Annotated in this window: 22 protein-coding genes and 2 tRNA genes; 15 read left to right on the top strand and 9 right to left on the bottom strand. The window is 61.5% G+C overall.

Going from position 1 to position 26,070, the window contains the following annotated elements:
* Positions 1-1,095: sugar nucleotide-binding protein (locus ABHR75_RS02650; protein WP_346963541.1), on the top strand; the 1,095-nt coding region annotated here is incomplete at its 5' end.
* 102 nt (positions 1,096-1,197) lie between these two features.
* Here the strand turns inward: ABHR75_RS02650 and ABHR75_RS02645 are convergent.
* Positions 1,198-2,169, bottom strand: coding sequence for a glycosyltransferase family 2 protein (locus ABHR75_RS02645; RefSeq protein ID WP_052044190.1), 972 nt, complete (start codon positions 2,167-2,169; stop codon positions 1,198-1,200).
* A gap of 160 nt (positions 2,170-2,329) precedes the next feature.
* Here ABHR75_RS02645 and ABHR75_RS02640 point away from each other — a divergent pair, with 160 nt between their 5' ends.
* The 3 genes from ABHR75_RS02640 (at position 2,330) to ABHR75_RS02630 (ending at position 4,083) form a co-directional block, all read left to right on the top strand.
* A complete protein-coding gene (locus ABHR75_RS02640) occupies positions 2,330-3,175 on the top strand; it encodes an ABC transporter permease (protein ID WP_022094778.1) in 846 nt (281 codons plus the stop codon).
* An 11-nt stretch (positions 3,176-3,186) separates the two neighbouring features.
* Positions 3,187-3,954, top strand: coding sequence for an ABC transporter ATP-binding protein (locus ABHR75_RS02635; RefSeq protein ID WP_117763046.1), 768 nt, complete (start codon positions 3,187-3,189; stop codon positions 3,952-3,954).
* A gap of 52 nt (positions 3,955-4,006) precedes the next feature.
* A tRNA-Arg gene (locus ABHR75_RS02630) sits at positions 4,007-4,083 on the top strand.
* A 104-nt stretch (positions 4,084-4,187) separates the two neighbouring features.
* Here ABHR75_RS02630 and aroQ read toward each other — a convergent pair.
* From aroQ to aroF, 8 genes are all read right to left on the bottom strand, one after another.
* Positions 4,188-4,625, bottom strand: a complete 438-nt coding sequence (aroQ, locus tag ABHR75_RS02625) for a type II 3-dehydroquinate dehydratase (protein WP_346963540.1) — start codon at positions 4,623-4,625, stop codon at positions 4,188-4,190.
* 63 nt (positions 4,626-4,688) lie between these two features.
* Positions 4,689-5,939 (bottom strand): shikimate kinase, encoded by a 1,251-nt coding sequence (locus tag ABHR75_RS02620; protein WP_346963539.1) that lies wholly within the window; start codon positions 5,937-5,939, stop codon positions 4,689-4,691.
* Positions 5,940-7,085, bottom strand: a complete 1,146-nt coding sequence (gene pheA, locus ABHR75_RS02615; RefSeq protein ID WP_346963538.1) for a prephenate dehydratase — start codon at positions 7,083-7,085, stop codon at positions 5,940-5,942.
* Between the two features lie 169 nt (positions 7,086-7,254).
* Positions 7,255-8,352 carry a chorismate synthase gene (aroC, locus tag ABHR75_RS02610; protein WP_346963537.1) on the bottom strand — a complete coding sequence of 366 codons (1,098 nt, stop codon included), beginning with the start codon at positions 8,350-8,352 and terminating at the stop codon, positions 7,255-7,257.
* 1 nt (position 8,353) lies between these two features.
* Positions 8,354-9,673: a 3-phosphoshikimate 1-carboxyvinyltransferase gene (gene aroA / locus ABHR75_RS02605; RefSeq protein ID WP_346963536.1), complete on the bottom strand. Its 1,320-nt coding sequence runs from the start codon at positions 9,671-9,673 to the stop codon at positions 8,354-8,356.
* Positions 9,667-10,773: a 3-dehydroquinate synthase gene (aroB, locus tag ABHR75_RS02600; RefSeq protein WP_346963535.1), complete on the bottom strand. Its 1,107-nt coding sequence runs from the start codon at positions 10,771-10,773 to the stop codon at positions 9,667-9,669. Before aroB ends, aroA begins: the two co-directional genes overlap by 7 nt.
* A gap of 36 nt (positions 10,774-10,809) precedes the next feature.
* Positions 10,810-11,724, bottom strand: coding sequence for a prephenate dehydrogenase (locus ABHR75_RS02595; protein ID WP_117564237.1), 915 nt, complete (start codon positions 11,722-11,724; stop codon positions 10,810-10,812).
* A 3-nt stretch (positions 11,725-11,727) separates the two neighbouring features.
* The gene (gene aroF / locus ABHR75_RS02590; RefSeq protein ID WP_035138595.1) at positions 11,728-12,750 is read right to left on the bottom strand and encodes a 3-deoxy-7-phosphoheptulonate synthase; all 1,023 of its coding nucleotides are present in this window, start codon (positions 12,748-12,750) and stop codon (positions 11,728-11,730) included.
* 204 nt (positions 12,751-12,954) lie between these two features.
* Between aroF and ABHR75_RS02585 the strand changes: the two genes are divergently transcribed.
* The 11 genes from ABHR75_RS02585 to ABHR75_RS02535 all read left to right on the top strand — a co-directional run bounded on the left by ABHR75_RS02585 (position 12,955) and on the right by ABHR75_RS02535 (position 26,067).
* Positions 12,955-13,031, top strand: a tRNA-Arg gene (locus tag ABHR75_RS02585).
* Positions 13,032-13,107: 76 nt separating this feature from the next.
* Entirely contained in the window at positions 13,108-15,831 is a 2,724-nt protein-coding gene (locus ABHR75_RS02580; protein ID WP_346963534.1) for an HAD-IC family P-type ATPase, read from the top strand.
* Between the two features lie 103 nt (positions 15,832-15,934).
* Positions 15,935-17,077, top strand: coding sequence for a zinc ribbon domain-containing protein (locus ABHR75_RS02575; protein WP_215693389.1), 1,143 nt, complete (start codon positions 15,935-15,937; stop codon positions 17,075-17,077).
* Between the two features lie 107 nt (positions 17,078-17,184).
* Positions 17,185-17,727 (top strand): peptidylprolyl isomerase, encoded by a 543-nt coding sequence (locus ABHR75_RS02570; protein WP_006236059.1) that lies wholly within the window; start codon positions 17,185-17,187, stop codon positions 17,725-17,727.
* Positions 17,728-17,738: 11 nt separating this feature from the next.
* Positions 17,739-19,043 carry a tetratricopeptide repeat protein gene (locus tag ABHR75_RS02565; RefSeq protein WP_229065279.1) on the top strand — a complete coding sequence of 435 codons (1,305 nt, stop codon included), beginning with the start codon at positions 17,739-17,741 and terminating at the stop codon, positions 19,041-19,043.
* 127 nt (positions 19,044-19,170) lie between these two features.
* The gene (gene mreB / locus ABHR75_RS02560; RefSeq protein WP_006236061.1) at positions 19,171-20,202 is read left to right on the top strand and encodes a rod shape-determining protein; all 1,032 of its coding nucleotides are present in this window, start codon (positions 19,171-19,173) and stop codon (positions 20,200-20,202) included.
* A 78-nt stretch (positions 20,203-20,280) separates the two neighbouring features.
* Positions 20,281-21,222 (top strand): rod shape-determining protein MreC, encoded by a 942-nt coding sequence (gene mreC / locus ABHR75_RS02555; RefSeq protein WP_082421788.1) that lies wholly within the window; start codon positions 20,281-20,283, stop codon positions 21,220-21,222.
* Positions 21,223-21,233: 11 nt separating this feature from the next.
* Positions 21,234-21,800 (top strand): rod shape-determining protein MreD, encoded by a 567-nt coding sequence (locus ABHR75_RS02550; protein WP_022094761.1) that lies wholly within the window; start codon positions 21,234-21,236, stop codon positions 21,798-21,800.
* A gap of 13 nt (positions 21,801-21,813) precedes the next feature.
* Positions 21,814-23,883: a penicillin-binding protein 2 gene (gene mrdA / locus ABHR75_RS02545; RefSeq protein ID WP_346963533.1), complete on the top strand. Its 2,070-nt coding sequence runs from the start codon at positions 21,814-21,816 to the stop codon at positions 23,881-23,883.
* 9 nt (positions 23,884-23,892) lie between these two features.
* The gene (locus tag ABHR75_RS02540; protein ID WP_022094759.1) at positions 23,893-25,119 is read left to right on the top strand and encodes an FtsW/RodA/SpoVE family cell cycle protein; all 1,227 of its coding nucleotides are present in this window, start codon (positions 23,893-23,895) and stop codon (positions 25,117-25,119) included.
* A gap of 18 nt (positions 25,120-25,137) precedes the next feature.
* The gene (locus tag ABHR75_RS02535) at positions 25,138-26,067 is read left to right on the top strand and encodes a YcjF family protein (protein ID WP_117745944.1); all 930 of its coding nucleotides are present in this window, start codon (positions 25,138-25,140) and stop codon (positions 26,065-26,067) included.
* Positions 26,068-26,070 lie beyond the last annotated feature (3 nt).

Raw genomic sequence — 26,070 nt, 5'->3', positions numbered from 1 at the left:
GTGGGCAACTCCTTCCAGGCCCTCGAGGACGGCACCGCCTACACCTACCTGGTGGACGCCCACTGGTCCCTCGAGCTGAAGAGGACCTACACCTTCGTGAACCTCGCCGACCCCGAGCTCGCCATCGAGTGGCCGATCCCGCTGGAGGAGGCCACCGTCTCCGAGGCCGACCTCAACCACCCGATGCTCGCCGACGTCGTCCCGATGGCGCCGAAGCGCACCCTCGTCACCGGCTGCAACGGCCAGCTGGGCCATGCGGTGCGAAAGCTCGCCGAGGAGCGCGGCGTCGCCAAGGACTTCGACTTCTGCGACATCGACACCTTCGACATGTCCGACCCGGACGCCTACTCAAAATACGACTGGTCGCTCTACGGCACCGTGATCAACTGCGGCGCCTACACCGCCGTGGATAGGGCGGAGACCGCCGAGGGCCGCGCGACCGCCTGGAAGGCCAACGCGACCGGCCCCGCCCTCCTCGCCCGCACATGCTCTGATCACGGGATCACCCTCGTCCACGTGTCCAGCGACTACGTCTTCGACGGCACCGCCGAGGTGCATGACGAGGACGAGCCCCTCAGCCCGCTGTCCGTCTACGGCCAGACCAAGGCCGCCGGCGACATCGCCGTGGCCGGGTGCCCGCGCCACTACATCATGCGCTCCAGCTGGGTCATCGGCGAGGGCCGCAACTTCGTCAAGACGATGAAGGGCCTGTCCGACCGCGTCGCCGACCCCGAGGACGGGCTCGAGCAGGTCACGGTCGTTGACGACCAGCTGGGCCGCCTGACCTTCACGCGCGACATGGCCGAGGCCATCTTCCACGTGCTGGGGACGCACGCCCCCTACGGCACCTACGACTGCACCGGCTCCGGCACCGTCAAGTCCTGGGCCGATATCGCCCGCGCCGTCTTCGAGGCCGCCAACGGCAACGGGGACAGGGTCGTGCCGGTATCGACCGCCGACTACTACGCGAGCGCCGAGGGCCCCGTCGCCCCGCGCCCGGTCCACTCCGCGCTCGACCTGTCCAAGCTCGAGGCTGCCGGCTTCCACATGCCCGACTGGGAGGAAGAGCTGGGGGAGTACATCAAGACGCTCTAGCCGCTATTAACTTTTCGAGAGTAAAAGCCGCCGTTCTTTAACGGCGGCTTTTCTTGTTGGTGGCTATCTGCGCAGTGGTGCCAATAGTATTTTGCGGAAGATCTACCTCTCGCTTGGCATGGAAGTAGGGTGGCCGGGCTGGTCGTCGTAGGCGTATTTGCTGTACACGTTGACCTCCCACTGCTTTTTTTCGACCTTTGCTACAGAATCTAGGATGAAGCCGGTCGCAAGGCTCAGGCCGCACAGGAACATAAACGAGGCGGCGAGCATAGCGGTGGGGAAGCGCGGGACGAGGCCGGTCTGGAAATATTCGACAACGATGGGCATGCCCAGGGCGAGGCCGAATACCGCGAACAGAAGCGCAACGAGGCTGAAGAACTTCAGCGGGCGGTAGTCCTTGAACAGCGTGCCGATCATCGCAACGACTTTAATGCCGTCGCTCACGGTGTTGAGTTTGGACTCGGAACCCTCGGGACGGTCGCGGTACTCGATGGGCACATCTTTGATGCGCCAGCGGTGGTCGACGGCGTGGATCGAGAGCTCGGTTTCGATCTGAAAGCCCTCGGAAAGCACTGGGAAGGTTTTAACGAACGGGCGGCTCATGGCGCGGTAGCCTGTCATGACGTCATCGAAGCTGTAGCCATAGATCCACTTGATCATGGCGCGGACCAGATTATTGCCAAAGCCGTGGAAGGCACGCTTGTTCTCCTCGGCGTAGGTGCCGTTGGAAAGGCGATCGCCTACGGTCATGTCGGCCGTGCCGTTAAGGATGGGCTCGCAGAGGGCCTTGGCCGCCTCGGCGGGGTAGGTGTCGTCTCCGTCGACCATCAGGTAGCAATCGGCGTCGATATCGCGAAACATCTGGCGGCACACGTTGCCCTTTCCCTGACGGGGCTCAAAGCGGACTGTGGCGCCGTGCTCGGTGGCAATGCGTGAGGTATCGTCCGACGAGTTGTTGTCATAGACATAGACCGTCGCCTGCGGAAGCTCGCGGTGAAAGTCGTCGATGACTTTGCCGATCGTGAGCGCTTCGTTGTAGCAAGGGATGATGACGGCGATGGATTCAGAATTCACTTAATGCTCCTTATACATTCAATCCTAGAAAGTATAGCCGTTTGGGCCTGGCATCCTAAGATGTGGGTTAGTTTTCCAGTTTTGTTGCGCGAATCGTTTGCATGGCCGTCGGGTCTATACTGTTCGTTTGTCAACGATTACGAGTAAAGGAGTTGCATCCGTGTCGGATCAGACAAAGCAACAAGAAACTCGCAGTCTGCCTGCGACGTTTGCTAAGAACGAATTTGAGAAGGACGCGTTTATCCTTCGTCAGCTGGTTACCAAGGATTTTAAGATCAAGTATCGCCGTAGCGTTCTGGGCGTCGCATGGTCGGTGCTCAACCCGCTGCTGATGATGATCGTCATGGCCATCGTGTTCTCGACGATTTTTGGCCAGGGCCGCAATGGCTCAATGACGCCCGAGATGTACCCGCTGTACTTGATCGTGGGTAACATTACCTTTGCCGTCATGTCTGAGTCTACTAACCAGGCCCTGACGTCGATCGTGGGCGCTGCCCCTCTGCTCAAGAAGGTTAAGGTGCACCGCTGGGTTTTCCCGGTGCAGAAGGTGCTCTTCTCGCTGGTCAACTTTGCTTTCTCGCTGGTCGCCGTCGCCATCGTCATGCTGTGGTTCCGCGTTATGCCTTCTTGGCACCTGATTCTGTTGCCGGTTTGCCTGCTGCTGCTTATGTGCTTCTGCATGGGCCTGGGCATGATGCTCTCTGCCCTTACGGTCTTCTTCCGCGACGTTATGCATCTGTGGAGCGTCGTCATTACGGCGTGGACTTACATTACGCCCATCTTCTGGACGACTGACTATATTGCGCAAATGCCGCATCTCGTGCGTATCTTGATGTATGCGAACCCCATGTTCAACTACCTGCAGTTTATGCGCGATATCTTCCTGTTCCAGACTACGCCCTCGCTTATGACGTTTGGTATGTGCGTCGCTTGGGCGGTTCTTGCGCTTATTATTGGCTATACCGTGTTCCATAAGTCCGAGCGCAAGTTCATCCTCTACATCTAAGGAGTGCTGTGATGACTGAATCTGTTGTTGATTACAGCGAGCAGCCTCTGGCTGTCGAGGTCGACGACGTCACCATGATCTTTAACATGGCGTCCGAGTCGCTGACCAACCTCAAGGAGTACTTCATCAAGCTTGCCAAGCACGAGTTGTTCTTTGAGGAGTTTAGGGCGCTCAAGCATATCTCGTTTGATATTCATCGTGGCGAGGTCGTGGGTCTGGTTGGCACCAATGGTTCCGGTAAGTCTACGATGCTCAAGATTATCGCCGGTGTGCTTGAGCCTAGCGAGGGCAGCGTTAAGGTGCACGGTAACATTGCGCCGCTGATTGAGCTTGGTGCCGGCTTTGACCCCGAGCTGACCGCCCGCGAGAACATCTATCTGAACGGCGCCCTGCTCGGCTATACCAAGGAGTTCATCGACGCCAACTTTGACGGCATTATTGAGTTCGCTGAGCTTCAGAACTTTGTCGATATGCCGCTTAAGAACTTCTCCTCGGGCATGGTGGCGCGTATCGCCTTTGCAATCGCGACGATTACCGAGCCCGATATTCTGATCGTTGACGAGACGCTGTCCGTCGGTGATGTGTTCTTCCAGCAGAAGTGCGAGGCCCGCATCCAGCACTTTATCCAGAGCGGCGACGTGACGGTTCTGTTCGTTTCGCACTCCATGGAGCAGGTTGAGCGCATCTGCCAGCGTGCCGTTTGGATTGAGAAGGGTGACCTTCGCATGGACGGCCCGGTCAGTGAGGTCTGCAAGGCGTATCGCGAGCAGTTCAACTAGGTTATAATTACTTGCGCTTGGCCGAATTGTTTGGCTGGGCGTGCGGTTATTTGCTCCATTAGCTCAGTTGGATAGAGCAGGGGACTTCTAATCCCAAGGTCGACGGTTCGAATCCGCCATGGAGCACCATCGTTTATTAAGCCCGGACCGCTTGGTGGTCTGGGCTTTTTTCATCTTGTGTGTTGCTGGAGCCGAGCGCGAGCAAGCCGCTGCTGTTTGTTGGGGTTGGCATTTTACTTTTCGAGATGCTCTTTCAGCAGCTCCAACGCGTGGGCGTAGCCTTGGAGGCCCTCTCCGGTGATGGTGGCGAAGCAGGCCAGACGGGCGTAGCTCACCTGGCGGAAGTCTTCGCGGGTCTCGACTGCGCTAATGTGGACCTCCACAGCCGGGATGGCGACGGCTTTGAGCGCGTCCAGGATGGCCACGCTTGTGTGCGTGTAGGCGGCCGGGTTGATGACGATGCCGTCGACCTTGCCGTAGGCCTCCTGGATCTTGTCGACGATGCTGCCCTCGTGGTTGGACTGGAAGACATCGACCTCGTCAAAGCCCTGTGCGGCGCCCGCTTCCTGGCAGATCTGCACTAAGCGGTCGTAGTTGTCGCTGCCATAGATGCCCGGCTCGCGAATGCCGAGCATGTTGAGGTTGGGGCCGTTGATGACGAGTGCTTTCATGGTTGCTTCCTTTGCGATTGGAAAACCACCACAAAGGTGCCTGTCCCCTTTGTGGTGGTTTTTTTAGAGAGCGGGTGGGAGGGTGTCGAGGAGGGCTTGGGCGGTATTGGCGGCGCAGTCGCGTGAGTCGATGATGTGGTCGGCCCAGGCGCGGTAGCGTGGCATACGTTGTTCCGCGAGCTTATCGATGCCGTCGCGTGCGGTGATGGGGCGGCCCTTGTGGGCGAGCTCTTCGAGCTTGCGGTTGAGCATCACGATCTGGCTGTTCTGGTGCAGCAGCGGATAGTTCTCGTCGCGCGTGACCACGCCGCCGCCGGTGGAAATCACCAGGCCGCTGCGCTTGGAGATGTCGGACAGCGCCGCCGTCTCCTGTTCGCGGAACTCTGCCTCGCCGTGCTCGACGATAAAGTCGGCGCAGGGCATGCCGAGGCGTTCCTCGAGGGCGCGGTCCAGGTCGATGTGCTCGCGTCCCGTGAGCAGGGCGATTTGCTCGCCCACGCGGGTCTTGCCCGAACCCGGCATGCCGATCAGCGCGATGTTCTGTTCGCGGCGGGACAGACGCTCCGTTACGTCTAAGATGCGCTTGCGCGGGGTGACTTGGCCGGTATAGTGCTCGACGGCCTGTGCCGCTTGGGCCACGAGCATCGGCAGGCCACCGATGCAGGGGATGCCGCGGCGCTCGGTCTCGAGCATGAGTCCCGTGCGGGCGGGGTTGTAGACAATGTCGATAACGCCTTCGAGCGCATCGAGCCCTTCGAGCGTGCAGGGCGCGTCGGGGCAGTGGGGGAACATGCCGGCGGGCGTGCAGTTGACGAGCAGCGCGGCATCGGATTGCTGCGCGATGTTGCCGTAGTTGACCTCGCTCGTGCGACCCACGGGTACAACGATGGCACCCAGGTCTCCCAGCACCATACTTGCCGTGGTGCCGGCGCCACCGGTGGCACCAAGCACGAGGACCTTTTTGCCGGCAACATCAACCCCCAGCTCCTCGACCAGGCACTGAAAACCGAAGTAGTCAGTATTATCGCCGCGCAGGCGGCCGTCGGGCAGGCGCGTGATGGTGTTGACGTTGCCCATACGCTCGGCGAGCGGGCTCAGCTCGTCCAGGTACTCCATGACGGCGCGCTTGTAGGGGATAGTCACGTTGGTGCCCTCCCACTCTTCGCCCGTCATAAAGGCCGCGAGGTCCTCGGGCTCGCGCTCAAAGCGCACGTACTCCAGGCCCGCGAGCTCCTTGTAGATGGTCGGGGTGTAGCTGTGGCCCAGCACGCGGCCCAGCACGCCGTAGGGGCGGGTTGCGGCGGTATCGGTCATCTAGAGCACCTCCGTGTAGCTGCCAAAGTAGGTGAAGCTCTCGCACACGTCGTCGATGGAATCGAGCAGATCGTCGAGGGCCTTGCTGCCAAAGGGGCAGTCCAGGTCAAAGTAGAACATAAACTCAAAGTCGTGCCCGGGGATGGGGCGACTCTCGAGCTTGATGAGGTTGATGTTGAGCGCGTAGAAGCGCTCGAGCACGCGGTAGAGGGCGCCCGGCTCGTTGGCCGTGGTGATCATGAGCGAGGTGCGGTTGGCGCCGGGGTAGACGCGCGGCTCGCGGCTGATGACGACAAAGCGCGTGTAGTTGTTGTCCGAGTCCTGGATGTTGGGCTCCAGCATCTTCAGGCCATAGAGTGCCGCGCAGCTGCGCGAGGCGATGGCGGCAACATCGGTGCGTTCGGAGTTGGCGACCATCTCGGCCGACATGGCCGTGTTTGGGTACTTGGTGGCGTGCAGGTCGTGGTTCTCGATAAAGCCGGCGCACTGGGCAATGGCTTGGCCGTGGCTGTAGACCTCGCGCACGTCGGCGAGCTTGGTGCCGGGCTTGACGAGCAGGTTGTGATCGATCTTGAGGCGAAGCGAACGCACGATGTGGAAGTCGAACTGGGCGAGCAAGTCGTAGACGGCGTTGACCGAGCCGGCGGTTGAGTTTTCGATGGGCAGCACGCCAAACTCGCAGAAGCCGTCGCGCACGGCGCGCATGACGCCCTCGAAGGTCTCGAAGAACGCGATGTCGGGCACGTCGAAGAGCTTGCACGCAGCGATTTGGCTGTAGGCGCCTTCCACGCCCTGACAGGCAACGCTGGCCGTTTGGGGGAAGGGCGCATCGAAGGCTACGGCCGTGGCGTGGGCCTTTTGCGAGACCGTGATGCCCTTGAGCTCGTTGATGTAGCGCTGCTGCTCGGCCTTGCTCATGCTCATGAGGAGACGGAACAGGGCGATGGTCTGGGCCTCGTAGCGCTCGGGTGCGCGGCTGGCGAGGTTGTTGAGTTTGGAGCGCTCGCGGGCGGGGTCAAAGACGGCCTTGCCCATCTCGATCTTTGATTTGGCGACCTCGGTGGCAATGTCCATACGCTCGACAAAGCTGTTGAGCAGGGTGGTGTCGATGCCATCGATGGTCTGGCGAATATCGGCAAGGTCCATGGAGGCCCCTTTCGTGAATGGTTGCCTGGGGTAGTTAATTTGGGACGGGGCTTTTTTAGCTACCCTTTGATTGTCGACGAATCGATGAGAGCCAGGGCAAATATCAACTGGCATATGGGGGTAGCTAAAATAGCCCCGTCCCAAATTAACTACCCTTGGGGTGGGTGGACTAAAGCTGGGCGGCGTCCTCGAGGAGGGCGTCCCAGATGGCGAGGGCGGCGGCTGCTTCCGCTACGGGGACGGCTCTGGGGACGATGCAGGGATCGTGACGGCCGTGGACCGAGAGCTCGGCATTTTCCATGGCGTCCATGTCCACGGTCTGCTGCTCGCGGCCAATAGAGGGCGTCGGCTTTACGGCCATGCGCCACATGACGGGCGCGCCGGTCGAAATGCCACCCAGGATGCCGCCGGCGTTGTTGGACTCAACCTCGATCTCGCCGGTCTCGGCATCGATGCGATACGGGTCGTTGTTCTCGCTGCCACGCATGGCGGCGACGGCAAAGCCCATGCCAAACTCCACGCCCTTAACGGCGGGAATGCCAAAGGCGATCTGCGCGATGCGGTTCTCGATACCGTCGAACATGGGGTCGCCGATGCCCGCGGGCAGGCCGTAGATGCCGCACTCCACGATGCCGCCGATGCTGTCGAGCTCATCGCGCGCGGCCAGAATCTCCTCGCGCATGCGGCCGGCAGCCGCCGCGTCGATGCACGGCAGGTCGTTCGAAAGAATCGCCTTGCGGTCGGACTCGCGATAGACCATGTCGTCCATGGGCAGGTCGGAGATGCCGCCGATCTGGGCCACGTGCGCCATCACCCGAATACCGCGGGCCTCGAGTGCCTGTAGCGCAATGCCGCCGGCGATGCATAAGGGTGCCGTTAGGCGGCCGGAAAAATGCCCGCCACCAGCAACATCGTGCATGTTGTGATACTTCACGCGCGCAGGGAAGTCCGCATGTCCGGGACGGGGCTTGCGGCGCAGCTCGGAGTAATCATTGGAGCGCGTGTTGGTGTTCTCGATAATCGCGGCGATGGGCGCGCCGGTGGTATGTCCATCGACAACACCGGCGATGATGTGGGCGGCGTCGGCCTCGCGGCGTTTGGTCGCGGTCTCGTCGCGTCCGGGGGCGCGACGGTCGAGGAAGGCCTGCAGCTTCTCCTGGTCCACGGCGATGCCCGCCGGGATGCCATCGAGCGAGCAGCCGATAGCGGGGGAGTGCGATTGACCGAAGATGCTTAAGTGCAAGACGTTGCCAAAGGTCGAGGCCATGCTATTCCTCCTCGAGTGTGACCTTGCCGCCCAGCAGGCGGTAGTGGTCGAAGAAATCGGGATAGGACTTGTTGACGGCCTCGGCGCCGTGGATCACGACCTCGCCGGTGGCGCGGCTCGCGGCGATGGCGGCCATCATGGCGATGCGGTGGTCGTTGTGCGAATCGACCTCACCGCCGGTGAAGGCATCGACGCCCTTGATGATGAGGTCGTCGCCGGCAATACGCACCTGCGCGCCCAGCGCGGTGAGCTCGCGGGTGGTGGTGACCAGGCGGTCGGATTCCTTGATGCGCAGACGGGCGCAATCGCGGATAAAGGTGCGGCCCTGTGCCAGTGAGGCCACGGCCGAGATAACGGGCACGAGGTCGGGAATGTCGTGGGCGCTCATCTCAAAGCCGGCGAGTTTGTCAGACTGCACGGTGGCGGCGTTGGTGGAGCGCACGATGCGGGCGCCAAAGCGCGAAAGCGCGGCGAGCACGTTGCGGTCGCCCTGGGCCGAGCTAAGCGACACACCCTCGACGGTGATGGGGTCGGAGCCGATGGCGCCGGCGCACAGCCAAAAGGCAGCGTTGGACCAGTCACCCTCGACGGCCACGCTGCCGGGCGTGCGATACGAGCCACTGCTCACGCGGAAGTTCGTGACCTCGGGCTGGCCGTCCCGGGCGGGAATACGCTCGACGTTGACCTCGACGCCGAAGGCCTTCATGGCCTGGATCGTCAGGTTGATGTAGGGGCGGCTCTCAATGAGGCCGGTCACCTGCACGCAGGAGGGCTGGGCCAGCAGCGGGGCTGCCAGCAGCAGGCCCGAGATGTACTGCGAGCTCACGTTGCCCGGTAGCACAAAGGTGCCCGGGCGCATGCGGCCGCTCGTCTTGAGCGGAAAACCGCCTAGACCCTGTAGGTCGCAGCCGGCGGCGATGATCTCGTCCGAGAGCGGGGACAGCGGGCGGGCGCCCAAGCGCCCCTGACCCACAAAGGTTGCTTCTGCGCCCAGCGCGCAGGCGACGGGTAACATAAAGCGGAGCGTGGATCCGCTTTCACCGCAGTCAAGCGTGCCGCCGGCAAGGGCCTTGAGCAGGCCAAATTCAACACTCTTCATGGTGGGGTGGACCTGGAAGCCGTCCTCGACGGTCTCGATGCGAGCACCCAGTGCCGTAAGGCAGCGCACCGTGGCCTCGATGTCGGCGCAGGTGGTGTTGCAGGTGACGTGCGTCTCGCCGTTGGCAAGCGCAGCACAGATGATCAGGCGATGCGCCATCGACTTGGACGCGATGGCGGGAACGGTGCCCTTGAGCGGGGACGGGGTGATGCGGGCTAGCATGCGGATGCGTCTCCCTTCTGGCCGAGGCCCTCGGCAATGAGTTCGTGGAAAGTGGAAAGCGGCGTGCGGTCGATGCTGCAGCGGCCAATGCCGTGCGGAATCACCAGGTCGATGGTGTCGCCCGCGCGCTTCTTGTCGTGGAGCGCCTCGGCAAAGACGGCATCGGCATCTAGGTCGCAGCGGGTCTTGAGGCCATGGCGGGCGCAGAGTTCCTCAATACGACCGGGCAGTGCAGCATCGCAAACGCCGTGCAGGGCCGCGGCGCGCGTGATGATGCCCATGCCGATCGACACACAGTTGCCGTGTCCGAGCTCAAAGTGCTCGCAGGCCTCGACGGCGTGTCCGGCGCTGTGTCCAAAGTTGAGGAGCTTGCGCTGGTTGGTTTCGCGCTCGTCGGCGACGACCACGGCGCGCTTGATGTCGATATTGCGGGCGATGATGAGCGCTACGCGGGCCACGTCGCGGTTGAGCAGCTCCAGCGTGAGCGGGGTCTTCTCCAGCTCGGCGAAGAGCTCCGGGTCGGCGATCACGGCGTGCTTGACGACCTCGCCGCAGCCGTCGGCGAACTGCTCGGGCGTGAGGGTCGCCAGGCATCCCACGTCGGCGATAACCACGCTCGGCTGCCAAAAGGCGCCGGCCAAGTTCTTGCCAGCAGCCAGGTCGATGGCCGTCTTGCCTCCCACCGATGAATCCACCATGGCGAGCAGGCTCGTCGGGATCTGCACAAACTTGCAGCCGCGCATGTAGGTGGCGGCCACAAAGCCTGCCACGTCGCCCACGACGCCGCCGCCGAGTGCCACGATCACGTCGGAGCGCGAAAGCTCGTGCTCGGCCACAAACTCCAAAATGGCAACATAGGTTTCGGCGCGCTTATGGGCCTCGCCGGCCTCGAAGGTGCAGATGCTCACCTCGTAGCCTGACGCCTCCAGGCTCTGCTTAACGGGCATCTGGTAGAGCGGGCCCACGTTGCTGTCCGTTACGATGACGGCCTTGGTGCCGCCGGCAGTGGCGCGCACGAGCGGTCCCGCCTGCTCCAGCAAAAACGTGCCAACATGCACCTGGTAGGGGCGTGCAGTGTCGATATCGATGGTAATCGCCATAAGCTTCGGTCCTTTCGACCTGGCGTGATAGGTGGTCTAGTGGGAGGCCTCGTCGTCGAGTGCACGCTTAATGCGGTCGCCCTCGGCAAGGAGATTCTCCAGATAGCGCTGGTCGCGGTCCTTAAGGGCGCGGCTGTAGGCGCCAAGCGATTCGATCAGATGGTCGATCTCGAAGGCGAGCGCGTCGGCGTCGTCAATCATGAGCTCTGACCACATTTGCGGGTTGAGATGCGCCACGCGGGTGAGATCGCGGTAGCTACCGGCCGAAAAGCCGTGGTGGACCTGGGCGGTGGGGCTTTTGACGTAGGCGTTGGACACCACGTGCGCAAGCTGGCTCGTGAAGGCGATGACGCGGTCGTGCTCGGCGGCGCTGGTCACGCTGAACTTGCCAAAGCCCAAGGGGCGCACCATCTCGCGCACCTGGCCCAAAAGCTCCAGTTTGAGCGCATCGTCCACCGCGGGCGGCACGAGCACGAGTGGCGCGCCCTGGAACAGGTCGGCGCGGGAGTGTGCGTAGCCCGAGTACTGCGTGCCCGCCATGGGGTGTGCGCCCACAAAGTAAAAGCCGTGCTCACGGGCAAGCTCAAAGGCACGTTCGCACACGATGCCCTTGACGCCCACGGTGTCGATCACCACGGGACCCATGATGGCCTCGGTGTCGGTGGCGTCGGCGAGGGCCTGGGCATGCGCCTCGAGCCACTCGATGCAGGCCTCGGGGTAGCAAGCCAGGACGATGATGTCGCATTCGCCGAGTGTCTTGTCGTTGAGCTCTCCGGCGACAGTGCCCATGCTGGCGGCCGTCATGACATCGTCATCGGGGTCCCAGGCCAGCACGCGGACGCCCGCCTGGGCATAGCCGCGGGCAAAGCTACCGCCGATGAGGCCAAGGCCGACGATACCGGCGCACTTGGGGCCGCCCTGGTTAACGCGCGCGTTTCTCACCGTACCCATGGGCTACTCCATGGTCTCTTGGCAGACGACCTCGCGGATGGCGCGAATGCGGCGCATGGTGTCGTCGAACTGGTCGGGGGTGAGGGCCTGGGCGCCGTCGGACCATGCGCGGCTGGGCTCGTCGTGGACCTCGATCTCCAGGCCGTTGGCGCCGCAGGCGGTCGCGGCGAGCGCCATGGGCTCAACGTAGCGGGTGTAGCCGGTGGCGTGGCTGGGGTCGGCGACGACGGGCAGGTGCGACAGGTGGTGCAGAACCGGCACGGCGTTGAGGTCGAAGGTATTGCGGGTGCGGGTCTCGAAGGTGCGGATACCGCGCTCGCACAGGATGACGTTGTCGTTGCCCTCGCTCATGATGTACTCGGCTGCCATAAGCAGCTCGTCGATCGTGCCGGACATGCCGCGCTTGAGCAGAATCGGGGTCTGGGTCTTGCCGACCTCCTTGAGCAGGGGGAAGTTCTGGGCGTTGCGGGCGCCGATCTGCATGACGTCAATCTTCTTGTCCAAGAAGACCTGCACGTCGCGCGGGTCCATGATCTCGGTGACGATCGGCATGTCGAGCTCGGCAGACGCCTCGCACAGCAGGTCGAGGCCGGCGGGGCCCATGCCCTGGTAGGCGTAGGGGGAGGTGCGGGGCTTGTAGGCACCGCCGCGCAGCATCGTGGCGCCGGCGGCCTTCACGCGGCGTGCGATGCGGATGAGGTTCTCGCCCTCGACGGAGCAGGGACCGGCGATGACCTGGAACTGGTCGCCGCCGATCTTGACGCCGTGACCGCAGTCGATGACGGAGTCCTCGGGGTGGAACTTGCGGTTGGCGCGCTTGAACGGCTCGGAGACGCGCTGCACGCGCTCGACGACATCCATGGACTCGAGCAGGAACGGGTCGATCTTGGTCGTATCGCCCACCAGGCCGATAATCGTCTCATTCTCGCCGCGCGAGACGTCGGTCTTCAGGCCTTTTTTCTCAATCCAGCTGACGATATGGCCGACGGCCTCGTCGCTGGCGCTCTGCTTTAAAATTGCAATCATGGTGTGCCTCTCACCTCGATGGATAACTTTTGCAAAAACGGCCCGCATCGCGAGCCGTGTATATATGGTGCATGAGAGTTTATACTATCTGACTCGCTTTTGCCTTCTAAAGTGGGCCGTTGCGCCGCGTCTTCCTCGGAATTGCAAAGCTTTTTCTTTTATTTTGATAGCCCGTGGTGCACTTGGGTATAATGCCAAACGTTGGCCCTATTAGCTCAGGGGATTAGAGCGTCTGCCTCCGGAGCAGAAGGCCGTTGGTTCGAATCCAACATGGGGCACCATCGAACGTAAGACCGTCCGAACCTCGCATGGTCCGGACGGTTTTTCTTATACCGACGCGACGTGATGGGACGTGGTATGGCAGCAACGGATATCGAGCGCGGACTCTCGACCGCCGAGGTCGAGGAGCGCATCGCCGCCGGTAAGATCAACCGCAACATGGAGCTCAAGACCAAGTCGGTCAAAGAGCTCATCATCGAGAACCTCTGCACGCTGTTCAATTTGATCAACGTGATCTTGTCGTTCCTGGTCATTTTGACCGGTTCGTTTAAGAACCTAACGTTCCTGTTTGTGGTGTTCCTCAATACCGCTATTGGCGTCATCCAGTCCATGCGGTCCAAGAAGATGGTCGATAAGCTCACGCTGCTGACCTCTAAGAAGGCCATCGCGGTGCGCGACGGTGCCGAGGTGGAGCTCGACTTGGACCAGATCGTGCTCGACGACATCATCCGCCTGGGGCGCGGCGACCAGATTCCCGCTGACGCCGTGGTGGTTTCCGGCGAGGCGCTCGTGAACGAGAGCCTGCTGACGGGCGAGAGCGACCTTATTAAGAAGCAGCCCGGTTCCGAGCTCATGAGCGGCAGCTTTATCGACTCGGGCCTGCTGCGCGCCCGCGTGATCCATGTCGGCGCCGACAACTACGTGGCCAAAATTAATAACGAGGCCAAGTACGTCAAAAAGGTCAATTCCGAGATCATGAACGCGCTGAACGCCATCGTGCGCTTTGCGAGCATCATCATGATCCCGCTCGGTTTGGCGTTGTTTGCCTCGAGCGTGAGCGAGCTGTGGGATGCAGCGGGAACCCCGGGCGATAGCGCGCTTTCGTGGTGCTTCTCCGAGCTGTTGGCTGGTCATGTGCCTTCGTCGGCGCTGCTGTCCACGGTGGGCGCCCTGCTGGGCATGATCCCGCAAGGCCTGGTGCTGCTGACCTCGTCGGTGCTCGCCATCGCCACGGTGCGCCTGGCCCGCCGCAAGGTGCTGGCGCAGCAGCTCTACTGCATCGAGACGCTCGCTCGCGTCGATGTACTGTGCCTGGACAAGACGGGCACCATCACGTCGGGCCGCATGGAGGTCGAGGGCACCTACCCGCTGCCTGTTGAGGGTGTTGGCTTTGGCGTGGACTCGGACGAGGCGGCTGTTCCCGTCGATACCACAGTGCTCGATTTTGCGCTGGCTAACGTGGCACGTGCGACTTCGGCCGATGCCAACGAGACCTGCCAGGCGCTGCTCAACTATTACGCCGATCGCCCGGTCGAGGTGTCTGAGCCGCTGTCGGTCATTCCGTTCTCGTCGTCTAAAAAATGGAGTGGCGCTTCGTTTGCGCAGGGCTCCTATGTGATGGGCGCCGCGCAGTTTGTGCTTTCGGAGCATGTGTTTTCGCAGGTCGAGAACCGTGTCGCCGAGCTTGCCGATACCTGCCGCGTGCTCGTGGTGGCGCGCGTGGACGGCTTTACACCCGATGGCGATATGGTGGGCGAGGCCGAGCCCGTGGGCTTTGTGACCATCCGCGACGAGATTCGTACCTCGGCGGCCGAGACCATCGGCTACTTTAACGAGCAGGGTGTGACCCTCAACGTGATCAGTGGCGACGACCCGCGTACGGTGTCGTCGATCGCGCGCGTGGTGGGCGTGCCGGGGGCGGACGCTTATGTGGACGCCACGACGCTCGATACGCCTGCCAAGCTCGATGCCGCAGTGGACCGCTACCATGTCTTTGGTCGTGTGACCCCGCAGCAGAAGCGCGAGCTCGTGCAGGCGCTCAAGCGCCGCGAGCACACCGTGGCCATGACGGGCGACGGCGTCAACGATGTGCTGGCGCTCAAGGAAGCCGACTGCTCCGTCGCCATGGCGGCCGGCTCCGATGCCGCGCGTAATGTGGCCGAGATCGTACTCGTCGACAACGACTTTGCCTCGATGCCCGCCGTGGTGGCCGAGGGCCGTCGCTCCATCAACAACCTGCAGCGTTCGGCCTCGCTGTTCCTGACCAAGACGCTGTTCTCGATGGGGCTGGCGGCGCTGTGCATTGCGCTGCCGCCGTACCCCTTCGAGCCCATCCAGGTGACACTCATCAACTTCTTTTGCATCGGCGCGCCGGGCTTTGTGTTGGGCCTGGAGCCCAACAATGCTCGCGTGAAGGGTGCGTTTTTGACGAATGTACTCAAGCGTGCACTGCCGGCGTCGATTGCGGTCATTCTGGCTGCGGCGCTCGATATCTTTGTGGCGCGCGTGTTTGGCTTTAGCCAGCTCACGCTGTCTACGATGTGTCTGCTTACGTCGTGCGCGGCGAGCGTCAGCCTGATCTGGCGCATCTCGCAGCCTCTCACGCCCTTACGTGTGGTGCTCTTTGTGTTTGTAGTCGCCGGCATCCTGGTGGGCGTTATCGGATTCCCGGGGCTGCTGTCTATTGCCAACCTGTCGATGGGCCAGATGGTTATCTTGGCTGTCATCGTGGTCTTTACCTGCTCGGTGTTCTTTAAGCTCGCCACGATGATAGATTCGCTCAAGCCGCGTCGTCGTCATGCCGCAACTGGTTTTGGCCGCGGTGTGCACGTCCGCCTGGGTCGCGGTGGCGGCAAGGTGAGCTCGACGGGTTCGACGGCCGAGCGTTTTGCCAAGCGCGTCGCCGCCGACATGGCGCAGCGCCGCGAAGATCGCACCGCTCGCGAGGCCGAGGCCCGCGCACTCGAGGGCGTGGGCCAGGCCCAGCCCAAGAAAAAGAAGAGTACCGGAGCTAAGCGCTCTCGTGTGACCAAGTCCGCCCAAGGCATCAAAGTCTCGATGCCAAGCAAAAAGAAGAAGTAACTACGCGCCCTGCCGATGTTGAATTGGTGCCTTGCTCCTGTGGGGCCGTGGCGATGTTATGCTCTAACCTCGATTGTTTGAATTGCTTCGAAAAGAGGATGCCGTGATCTGCCCGCATTGCCTTAAGACTATCGAGGACGGCGCCTCGTTCTGCCCCTACTGCAACGCCTATGTGGGTCCGGGCGATGGTCCCGAGCACACCGAGTTCGTGTTCTGCGAGGGCTGCGGTGCCCGTCTTTCTCCGCATGATCGTACGTGCCCCAAATGCGGACGCCCCGCTCCGGGTATCCTCTCCGAGGACGCGGCCGCATCCGACCTGGCAGCGGGCCGCACGGCGGGCTTTCCGCGCCTAACGCAAGAGCAGATCGATACCGAGGTGCCGCATGCGCCCGCCTCGGCAGCCGCGGTGCTTTCGGACGCCGCCGATCCTAACGAGACCTGCGTGTTGCCGGCTTTCGATAAGGATTTCGGTATCCCCAAGGTCGATATTCCCACGCCCGTTTCCCTGCATGACGATGCTCAAAAACCCAAGCGCAAGGTGCATCCCGACGAGGACGCCTATCACAAGCACAAGCGTCATATCCCCAAGCCGCTCATCGTCATCGCGGTCCTTGCCGTCGTTTGCGGCGGTGCCTATTGGTTCGTGACGGCCGATCCCATGGGTGTCATGCCTGGCTTCTATGACCAGTTTGGCCAGGCCGCGCAGACGACCTTCCCTACGCGCCAAAAGGGCGAGGCGACTGAGGACGATACCAAGCAGGACGATGCTGCCGAGGTGGTCCAGGAGGAAACCGTGCTCACCGATGATCAGCTCTATACCAGGCTCGACGGTCTGTATCAGACTATCGTGTCCTACGGTGACGAGGATCAGATCGGCGAGGTCATCGATTCCTTTAACAACGGCTATCTCCGAACGCCGCTGTCCACCCGTCAGGAGTTGTCGCAGAGTGCCTACGCCCTGCGCGACCAGATCAAAAAGACGCAAGATGAGCTTAACAACCTTAAGTATCAGGACGATACGGTCTATGCGGACGACATCGCCCACTTAAAGCAGCTTGCCGAGTGGATGTACGAGCGTGTCGACGTGATCTGCCAGAGCTGGGATATCTCGCTGGCCATTCCCGATGGCGAGTCGATGAGTTCCCACCAAAGCGAGATCCTGGCGCCCATCGCGCAGGGCGGCAACAGCGCGCTGAACCAGTACGACGCCAATGTGGGTTCTTGGAAGCCGCAGCAGCATTCCTAAAATTAGTTCGCCATAGTCGGCATAACCTACGTGCGCAATTGATGTAAGCCCGTGCTTATTGCTACAATTCGTACAAATATGCTTTAAACGCACGAGGAAGGAACCACATGTTTGGTTTTAAGAAAGAGCTCTACACGCCCGAGTATCAGCTTGCCGGCGACGAGTGCGCCGTAATCGAGACGTCGAAGGGTACCATCAAGGTCAAGTTTGACGGCGAGGGCGCTCCCATTCATGTCGCGAACTTCTGCGAGCTTTCCACGATGGGTTTCTATGATGGACTTAAGTTCCATCGCTATGTGCCCGGCTTTGTCATTCAGGGCGGCGACCCCAATACCCGCGATATGTCCGGCGCCGACGTCGCCGCTGGTCTTGAGGGCCCCGACGGCATGCCCGGTACCGGTGGCCCCGGCTACTGCATCAAGGGCGAGTTTGCCACCAATCCGCGCAACAGCCATGTCGATGGTGCCCTTGCCATGGCACGCTCCATGGACCCCGATTCCGCGGGTTCGCAGTTCTACTTCTGCCTGGGCGCCCAGCATAACCTCGATTCCGGTTACACCGTCTTTGGTACCACGGTCGAGGGTCTCGATGTGATTTCGCAGCTGCGTGCCGGCGACGAGATCGTCCATGTCGAGATCGTTCACGAGTAAAGGGGACTTCCTTGAATAGCCAGCTGATCCAACAGGGCCGCGCCGCTTACCGCGCGGGTGATTTTTCCGCTGCAGCCCAGATGCTTGGGGCGGCAAAGACTCCCGATGAGATTATGGGCGAGGCCGATCACCTTCGTGGCAACGCCTTGATGCACCTGGGCATGTATGCCGAGGCCGCCGAGGCTTATGCTGCCGCCCTCAACGACGGCACCTACGGCAAGCGCGGCGCGCTGCTCACCAACCGCGGCAAGGCGCTCGCCGCCGTGGGCGACTACACGACGGCCGCCCAGGCGTTCTCTGCTGCTACGCAGGATGCTTCCTATGCCACGCCGTTCAAGGCCTATCTGGGCCTGGGCAATGCGCTGTTCCAGTCGGGCGATTATGCCAACGCAGGTACTGCCTTCCGTCAGGCTGCCATCGACGGCGCCAATCCGGCTCCTGCCGCCGCACTCGGCGAGCTCGGTCGTTGCTTCATTAAGCTCGGCCGTCCGGCGGATGCCGTGGAGACCTACCGTACGGCTATCGACTTTGCCGGTCCCCGTGACGACACGCGCGCGCTCAACGCCGGCATGGGTCAGGCGCTTTCTGCCGCCGGCCGTCCCTCCGACGCACTCGACGCCTTTAACGCCGCTACTGCCGATGGCATCTACCAGCTTACCTCCGAGCAGGCCGATGAGCTTGCCCGCGTGCACGATTCGCTTGCTGCGCTGTCTGCCCAGACGGCTATGGCCACGGCTCCGGCGCCTGCGATGGACGCTCCTGCCGTCGATCCGCTCGATCCTACGGGCGCGACCGGTCAGTTTATGCCCGATCCCTCGGACACCGGCTTCTTTACACTGTCAGAGTCCGAGATGGTCCAGCAGGACCGTCAGGATCGTAAGCAGGCCAAGGTCCGTCGTCGCCATCGCCACACGGGTCTCAAAGTCTTCATCGTGCTGCTTCTGCTCATTTTGATTGCTGCGGGCGGTCTGGGCTTTGCCTACACGCGCGGCTTTGGCTTCCCCTCGCAGGAGTCGGTTATCACCGATCTGTTCCAGGCTGCCGGCGACGGTGACACCGCAAAGGCCGAGTCTTGCCTGGCCTCGAGCCTGTCCGAGGACGCCAAGTCGATGATCATCTCCTCGATTCCGCAGGGCGCCACCGTGTCCGTCGAGGGCATGGATCAGTCCATGACCGAGACGACTGCCAAGGTCAAGGCTTCGCTGTCCAAGGGCGGCGAGCAGGAGTACACCGTCAAATTCGTGCGCTCCGACAATCATATCGGCTGGGCCGTTTCCTCGCTCGATATGGATTTCTCGGCTGCTGACAACCAGTAGTGACCTTATGGGATTTAGCTTTGCCCGGCGCTTCACCGCAAGTGAGGTGCCGGGCTTGCGCTAGTATCATGAGCTAGTAGTTTTCCAGCAATCATCCAACACATCAGGAGTTGCGTTGTTTTCTTTGATGGATATGTTCTTCGGTAGCTATGCGGGCGATCTTGCCATCGACCTCGGCACCGCAAATACGCTTGTCTCCGTGCGCGGCAAGGGCATTGTCATTCGCGAGCCCTCTGTTGTCGCCATCGACAAGAACGACGAGCGCATCCTGGCGGTCGGTATCGAGGCAAAGCGCATGCTCGGCCGTACGCCCGGCAACATCGTGGCCGTTCGTCCCCTGAAGGACGGCGTCATCGCCGACTTCGATGTTACCGAGGCCATGCTTCGCTACTTTATCGACAAGGCTTCCGAGAAGCGCTATCCGTGGACCCCGCGTCCGCGCGTTGTCGTTTGCGTTCCCTCCGGCGTCACGTCGGTCGAGAAGCGTGCCGTCTTTGAGGCTACGATCCAGGCCGGCGCTCGCCAGGCCTACCTGATCGAGGAGCCCATGGCTGCTGCTATCGGCGCCGACCTGCCTGTCGAGGAGCCCACCGGCTCCATGGTCATCGACATCGGTGGCGGTACCACCGAGGTTGCCGTTATCGCTATGGGCGGCATCGTCGTCTCGCAGTCCATCCGTATTGCCGGCGACGAGTTCGATCAGGCCATCCTCACGCACGTTCGCGATGCCTACAACCTTGCCATCGGCGAGCGTACGGCAGAGGACATCAAGATCAAGGTCGGTTCCGCCGTGCCGCTCAAGGACGAGCTCGACGTCGAGGTCAACGGCCGCGACGTGATCACCGGTCTGCCCAAGACCGTGCGCATCGAGAGCGAGGAGATTCGTCGCGCGCTCAACAAGCCGCTCGACGAGATGGCCAAGGCCGTCAAGGACGCACTCGACGCTACGCCTCCCGATCTTGCCTCGGACCTTATGTACTACGGCATTTTGCTGACTGGTGGCGGCGCGCTGCTGCGCGGTCTCGACGTGCGCCTGCGCGATGAGACCGGTGTTTCGGTCAACGTCAGCCCCACGGCGCTCGATAACGTCGTTAACGGCTGTGCCCGCGTGCTCGAGGCCAATGCGTTTGATGGCGGCTTCGTCCAGACCAATGCTTAATTTCCAAAAGGTGGATTCCATTTGGCACGATCTTCGGGTTTCTCCACAAATCTGAATACCAAGCGACAATCAACGGGTATGCGCCCGTTGATTGTTTTCAGCCTGATTTCGGTGTTGCTGCTCACGTTTTACATCCGCGAGGGTGAGGCAGGGCCGATTCATGCCGTGCGTTCGGGCGTAACGACGATTACCTCTCCGGTGCGCTTTGTGGGCTCGGCTGTGGCGGCTCCCTTCAATGCGATTGGCAACGTGTTCTCTAACCTAACGGCGTCGCAGGACACGCTCGACGAGCTCAAGAAGCAAAATGAGGAGCTGACCTCTAAGGTCGCCGAGCTTTCTGAGGCTCAAAAGACTGCCGAGCGCCTGGAGGGCCTGGTCGGGCTGCAATCGACCTACAACCTCAAATCGACCGCAGCTCGTATCGTTGGTGCCTCCGGCGATGCCTGGACCTCGACCGTTACCATCGACAAGGGCTCTGCCGACGGCCTTACCATCAACATGCCCGTGACGAGTTCTGCCGGTGTTATCGGCCAGATTATCGAGGTATCGGCCAAGACCTCTACCGTGCGCCTGATTGGCGACGAGAACTCGGGCGTGTCCGCCATGGTGCAGGACACGCGCGCCCAGGGTATGCTGCAGGGTCAGGCTGACGGCACGCTGCGTCTTGAGTACGTGAGCGTCGACTCCGATGTTAAGGTTGGCGATATCATCGTGACCTCTGGCATCGGTGGCGTGTTCCCCAAGGGCCTTCCGCTTGGCACCGTCTCGTCGGTTGAGAAATCGGCAAACGACGTGTACTACACCATTGTGGTGCGCGCTCAGACCACGGCCGAGAACAACGAGGAAGTGCTGGTCATCACCTCGCTGACCGACGAACAGTCGGCCTCGGATGAGGACGTGAGCACGGCCAACAGCACGCCGCAGGGAACGTCGCGCGATGCTGCGACCAAGACGAAGGACGAGAGCTCGGATGACAGTTCCGACACGTCCGAGACGACCGATTCTGGCTCGAGCGAATAGGGGGCATGTCCATGGATCTACACGAGCAGGGGATGAGCTCCCGCACGTTTGTAATCGCCGCCATTGTGTGTGTGCTGCTGCAGGCAGGCCTGGCACCGCAGATCTCCATTGCGGGAGGTCGCGTCAACTTCATGATTATCCTGGTGTGCCTAAGCGTGTTCTCGGGCGACCCGACCCGTGCCGTCGTGTGCGGTTTTTGCAGCGGCTTGTTTTATGACCTGTCCGCTGCCGTGCCGGTGGGCGTTATGTCGCTCCTGCTGACCGTGGGTTCTTTTGCCCTGGTGCACAGCGCCGTCGGTCAGACGGGCGGTACCCCGAGTGCGCGCGGCGTCACCGTGGGCGCCTTTGCGCTCGTCATTAATGTGATCTACAGCATCATCTTGCTGTTTATGGGTTTGGAGACGAGCTTTGTCGTGGCGATCTTCGGCCATGCGCTGCCGTCCTCGATCCTGACGGGTCTGGTTGCCATTCCGTTTTTGATGTCCGGCGTCGTGCCGCAGTCCGGCTATGGATTCTCCGCACGTGGCGGACGCCAGACGGGTATGCGCTTTAAGCCCAAGACCCGCAAGCTCAAATAGGGGAGGCCCGTAGATGTCTTCCCAGATGACGGTTATTATCGCCGGTATCGTGCTGGTTGTGGCCATCGTGGTCGCGCTGGTCATCATGCGTCGAGGCGATTCCCGTTTTACCTACGATACACAGCATGGAACGGCCCCGCGCGCCACCGAGGGCGAGGGCAATACCGCGGCGACCGCCTTTAAGGGCCGCTTTTCCATCCTCACCACGGGTGTGGGCGCGATGTTTGCGGCACTTGCCGTCAAGCTGTGGGGCATGCAGATGGTCTCGTCGGACTATTACGAGAAGCAGGCCAATAGTAATCAGACTCGCACCGTTACCACACCCGCTGTGCGCGGCCGCATCCTCGACCGCAATGGCGTGGCGCTTGTCCAGAACCGTCCCTCACTTGCTGTCGTGGCCTACCGCGACCTTGCCGAGGATGAGGTTCTGGTTCGCCATCTTGCCAACGTGCTTGGAATGCCTTATGTGGCGGTCCTTCGCAATATTCAGGACAATACAGAGGGCGCTCAGAGCCTGCATACCATCGCGACGGACGTCCGTCGCTCCACGGTTGCCTATATCAAGGAACACGCCGGCGAGTTCCCGGGCGTCAAGATTGCCGAGCGTACCGAGCGCCAGTATCCATACGGCGAGACGGCATGCCATATCTTGGGCTATACCGGCACCATTACCTCCGAGCAGCTCGAGGCCCAGAATAAGAAAACCTCTGGCGATGATGATGCTTCTGCTGGCAAGATTACGTACCAGTCGGGCGATATCGTGGGCCAGGCGGGCGTTGAGAGCTACTACGAAAACCTGCTGCAGGGTATTCGTGGCGAGCAGACCGTCAAGGTCGATGCCTCGGGCAATGTGACCGGTCAGGCCGGCGCCGTGCCCGCGAAGGCCGGCTCCGACATTAAGCTCACGCTCGACCTTAAGATCCAACAGGCCTGTGAGACGGCGCTGGCGAGCGCTATCGAGCTTGCCAAGACCACTGGCTACAGCAATGCCGGCAACGGCGCTGTGGTGTGTCTCGATCCCAACAATGGCGAGATCCTGGGCATGGCGAGCCAGCCCAAGTTCGATCCGTCCGTCTTTATCGGCGGCGTCTCAAATGACGTGTGGACCGAGCTCAATGATGACAAGGGTTCGCACCCGCTGCTCAACCGCGCCATTAGCGGACAGTACATGTCGGCCTCGACCATCAAGCCGCTCTCGGCACTGGCCGGTCTTGAGTTTGGAACCTACACTTCAACGCAGACAACCAACTGCACGGGTTATTGGACGGGTCTGGGCAAGGCTTGGGGCAAGCGCTGCTGGCTGACGTCTGGCCACGGCACCATGACGCTGCAGTCGGGTATCGCCAACTCGTGCGACCCCGTCTTCTACGACATGGGTAAGGCGTTCTTTTATGACGAGCAACATCCCGAGGGCCTGCAGGAGGTCTTTCGTCGCTGGGGCCTAGGCAAGACCTGCGGTATCGATCTGCCGAGTGAGGGCGCGGGTCGTATTCCCGATGCCGAGTGGAAAGAGTCATACTTCACCGACGCCTCTGCCGAGGACCGCAAGTGGAATGCCGGCGATATGACCAACATTGCTATCGGCCAGGGCGACATCCTGGTGACGCCCCTGCAGATGGCGTGCGCCTATATGGGTCTTGCCAACGGCGGCAAACAGTACGTGCCTCACGTATTTTTGTCTGCCGTGTCGCGCGATGGCGACGGCGATGCCTATAAGTACAATGGCAAGGGCAAGAAGAAGCGCCTGGAGGCCAAGATCAACAGCGATTCGGATTTGGCTCTTGTTCGCAACGGCATGCACGACGTGATTTACACGGCATCGACGTCCCTGGAGGCGCACTTTGGCACCCTGACGCCGCAGGTATACGGCAAGTCGGGCACGGGCGAGAAAAGTGGCGAGGACGAATACGCGTGGTTCTGCGCCTATGCACCGGCCGATGATCCCAAGTATGTCATCGCTACCGTCCTGGAGCAGGGCGGCGGTGGCTCAGATACCGCGATGCATGTCGTGCGCGACGTGCTCGGCGTGATTTATGACGAGCCCGATACCTCTTCGGCCTCGGGCGATTCTTCGGTTCGATAGGAGGTTGCGATGGATTTTTCTCCGGCGGATCTGTTCCGTTCAACCAAGACCGGCTCTCGCAGCAGCCTGGACCGCGTCAACAAGCAACTTTCGGCCTCGCGCGGCACGTTTCGCCAAAAGGTGCATATCGGTGTGCTCGTGGCTACTGTGGCGCTCGTCGCCTACGGTGCCATCATTATCTGGTCGGCTTCGCAGTTTAAGGCCGATGCTTCGTTCTCGCGCCATTTGCTGGGAATTGGCATCGGAGCGGTGCTGGCGGTGCTCGTCTGGCGAACCGACCTGCGCGGTATTTCCAATTTCTCGACGGCGTTGCTCGTCATCGACCTGATCGTGATCTTCTCGCCCAAGATTCCGGGTCTGTCCTATACGGGCGGTCTGGGCATGACGGGCTGGATCAAGATTCCCGGTATCGGCTTGACGTTCCAGCCGGTTGAGCTTGCCAAGCTCATCACCATCTTCTTTATTGCTACGCTTGGCTCGCAGTATAACGGTCGCATCGATACCGTTCGCGACTACGTCAAGCTCTGCGGCATGCTGTCCATTCCGTTTTTGGCCGTCGTTGCCATGGGTGACCTGGGCTCGGGCCTGGTCGTGCTGGTTTCGGGCGCCATCGTCATCTGCATGAGCGGTGCACGCCGCGAATGGGTGCTGTCGACCCTGGCCCTGCTCGTGGGCCTGGTGGCCCTCGTCCTGGCGCTTGATTCGGTCTTTGATTCGTTGCTCGGCCACGATGTGCTCATCAAGCAGTATCAGATGAACCGTCTGACGGTCTTTATCGACCCCGATAATGCCGATTCGGACGATGCCTACAACCTGCAGCAGTCGCTTATCGCCGTTGGCTCGGGCGGCTTCTTTGGTAAGGGCCTGGGGCATGCGACGCAGTCGGCCGGCGGCTTTCTGCCTGAGTTCCACACCGACTTCGTCTTCGCCTTCCTGTCCGAGACCTTTGGCTTTTGCGGTTCCTTTTTGCTCCTGTGCCTCTACGTGCTGCTGATCTTTTCGACGATTCGCGTCGCCTTTAAGTGCGAGTCGCTGTTTTTGCGTCTTTCGTGTGTGGGCATCGTTGGCATGTGGGCGTTCCAGACTTTCGAAAACATCGGCATGTGCATCGGCATGATGCCGATTACCGGTATTCCGCTACCGTTTATTAGCTTCGGTTCGTCTTCGATGATGATTCAGCTGCTGACGGTGGGTATCGTACAATCCATATGGCGGCATCGTTCGGGCGCCGCGTAACCGCTGGAGGGGTTTGCTATGAAAATTCCCGTAGATAAGCTGACCCGCGCTTTTAAGATGGGCGCGTCCGTTAAGAAGGATTCCGATACGCCGGTGCGCGTCTCGGTCTATCTGGATTCGTCCGCCTCGCGCTTTCTGGCCGAGACGGTGCGTGACGCCTTTGTGCCGCAGACGACCTCGGGCATTGTGCGCGTCGAGCGTCTGGGGGAGGAGCGAATTGCTCCAAAGACCGATACCGATGTGGTGCTGGTGCTCTCGTGTGGTTCCGACCGCTTGGAGAGTGCCGTGCAGGAGCTCGTGATCGCCGGCGCGCCCGTGTGCGTGCTTGCCGAGTCTGCTGTGGAGGTGCCGTTTATCGAGGAGTCCACGCCCATGCTCGGCGTGGTAGCGGCAATCGATAAGACGTATCTGCTCGAGACGCTTGCCCGCTGGATTCTCGATCGCACCGACAAGGAAACGGCTTTTGCGGCGAACTTTGCCTTCATGCGCATCGCGGCGGCCAACCGTATCATCACCTCGTGCGCGCTCACCAATATGGCGACCGGTGCACTGGTGTTTTTGCCGGGCGCCGATTATCCCGTTATGGCGCTGGCGCAGGTGGGCATGCTCTTTGAGCTCGCTGCCGTCTTTGGACGCGGCATTAAACCTGAGCGCGGCTACGAGGTCGCGGGCGTGCTTGCCGGCGGTCTTGTGATCCGCGCGGTCACCCGCGCGCTCGTCAAGCAGACGCCGCATATTGGGTTTGCCGTCAAGGCGCTCACTGCTGCCGCGGGCACCTATGGCATGGGCCGTGCGCTCGTTTCGCTCTACGAGCGCGATGTCGACTACAGCCGTGCCAATGAGGTGGTCACTGCCACGTTTTCCCGCGTTCGCGATCTTGTGACCACGGTCGCGGGCGCTACCCGTCCTATGGCGTCCTACCAGGACGCATCAGATCTCGCTGCTTAGGGG

The organism is Collinsella aerofaciens (genome assembly GCF_039752955.1).
Taxonomy (GTDB): domain Bacteria; phylum Actinomycetota; class Coriobacteriia; order Coriobacteriales; family Coriobacteriaceae; genus Collinsella; species Collinsella aerofaciens_BI.
This window is presented reverse-complemented; position numbering and strand designations above follow the sequence as displayed.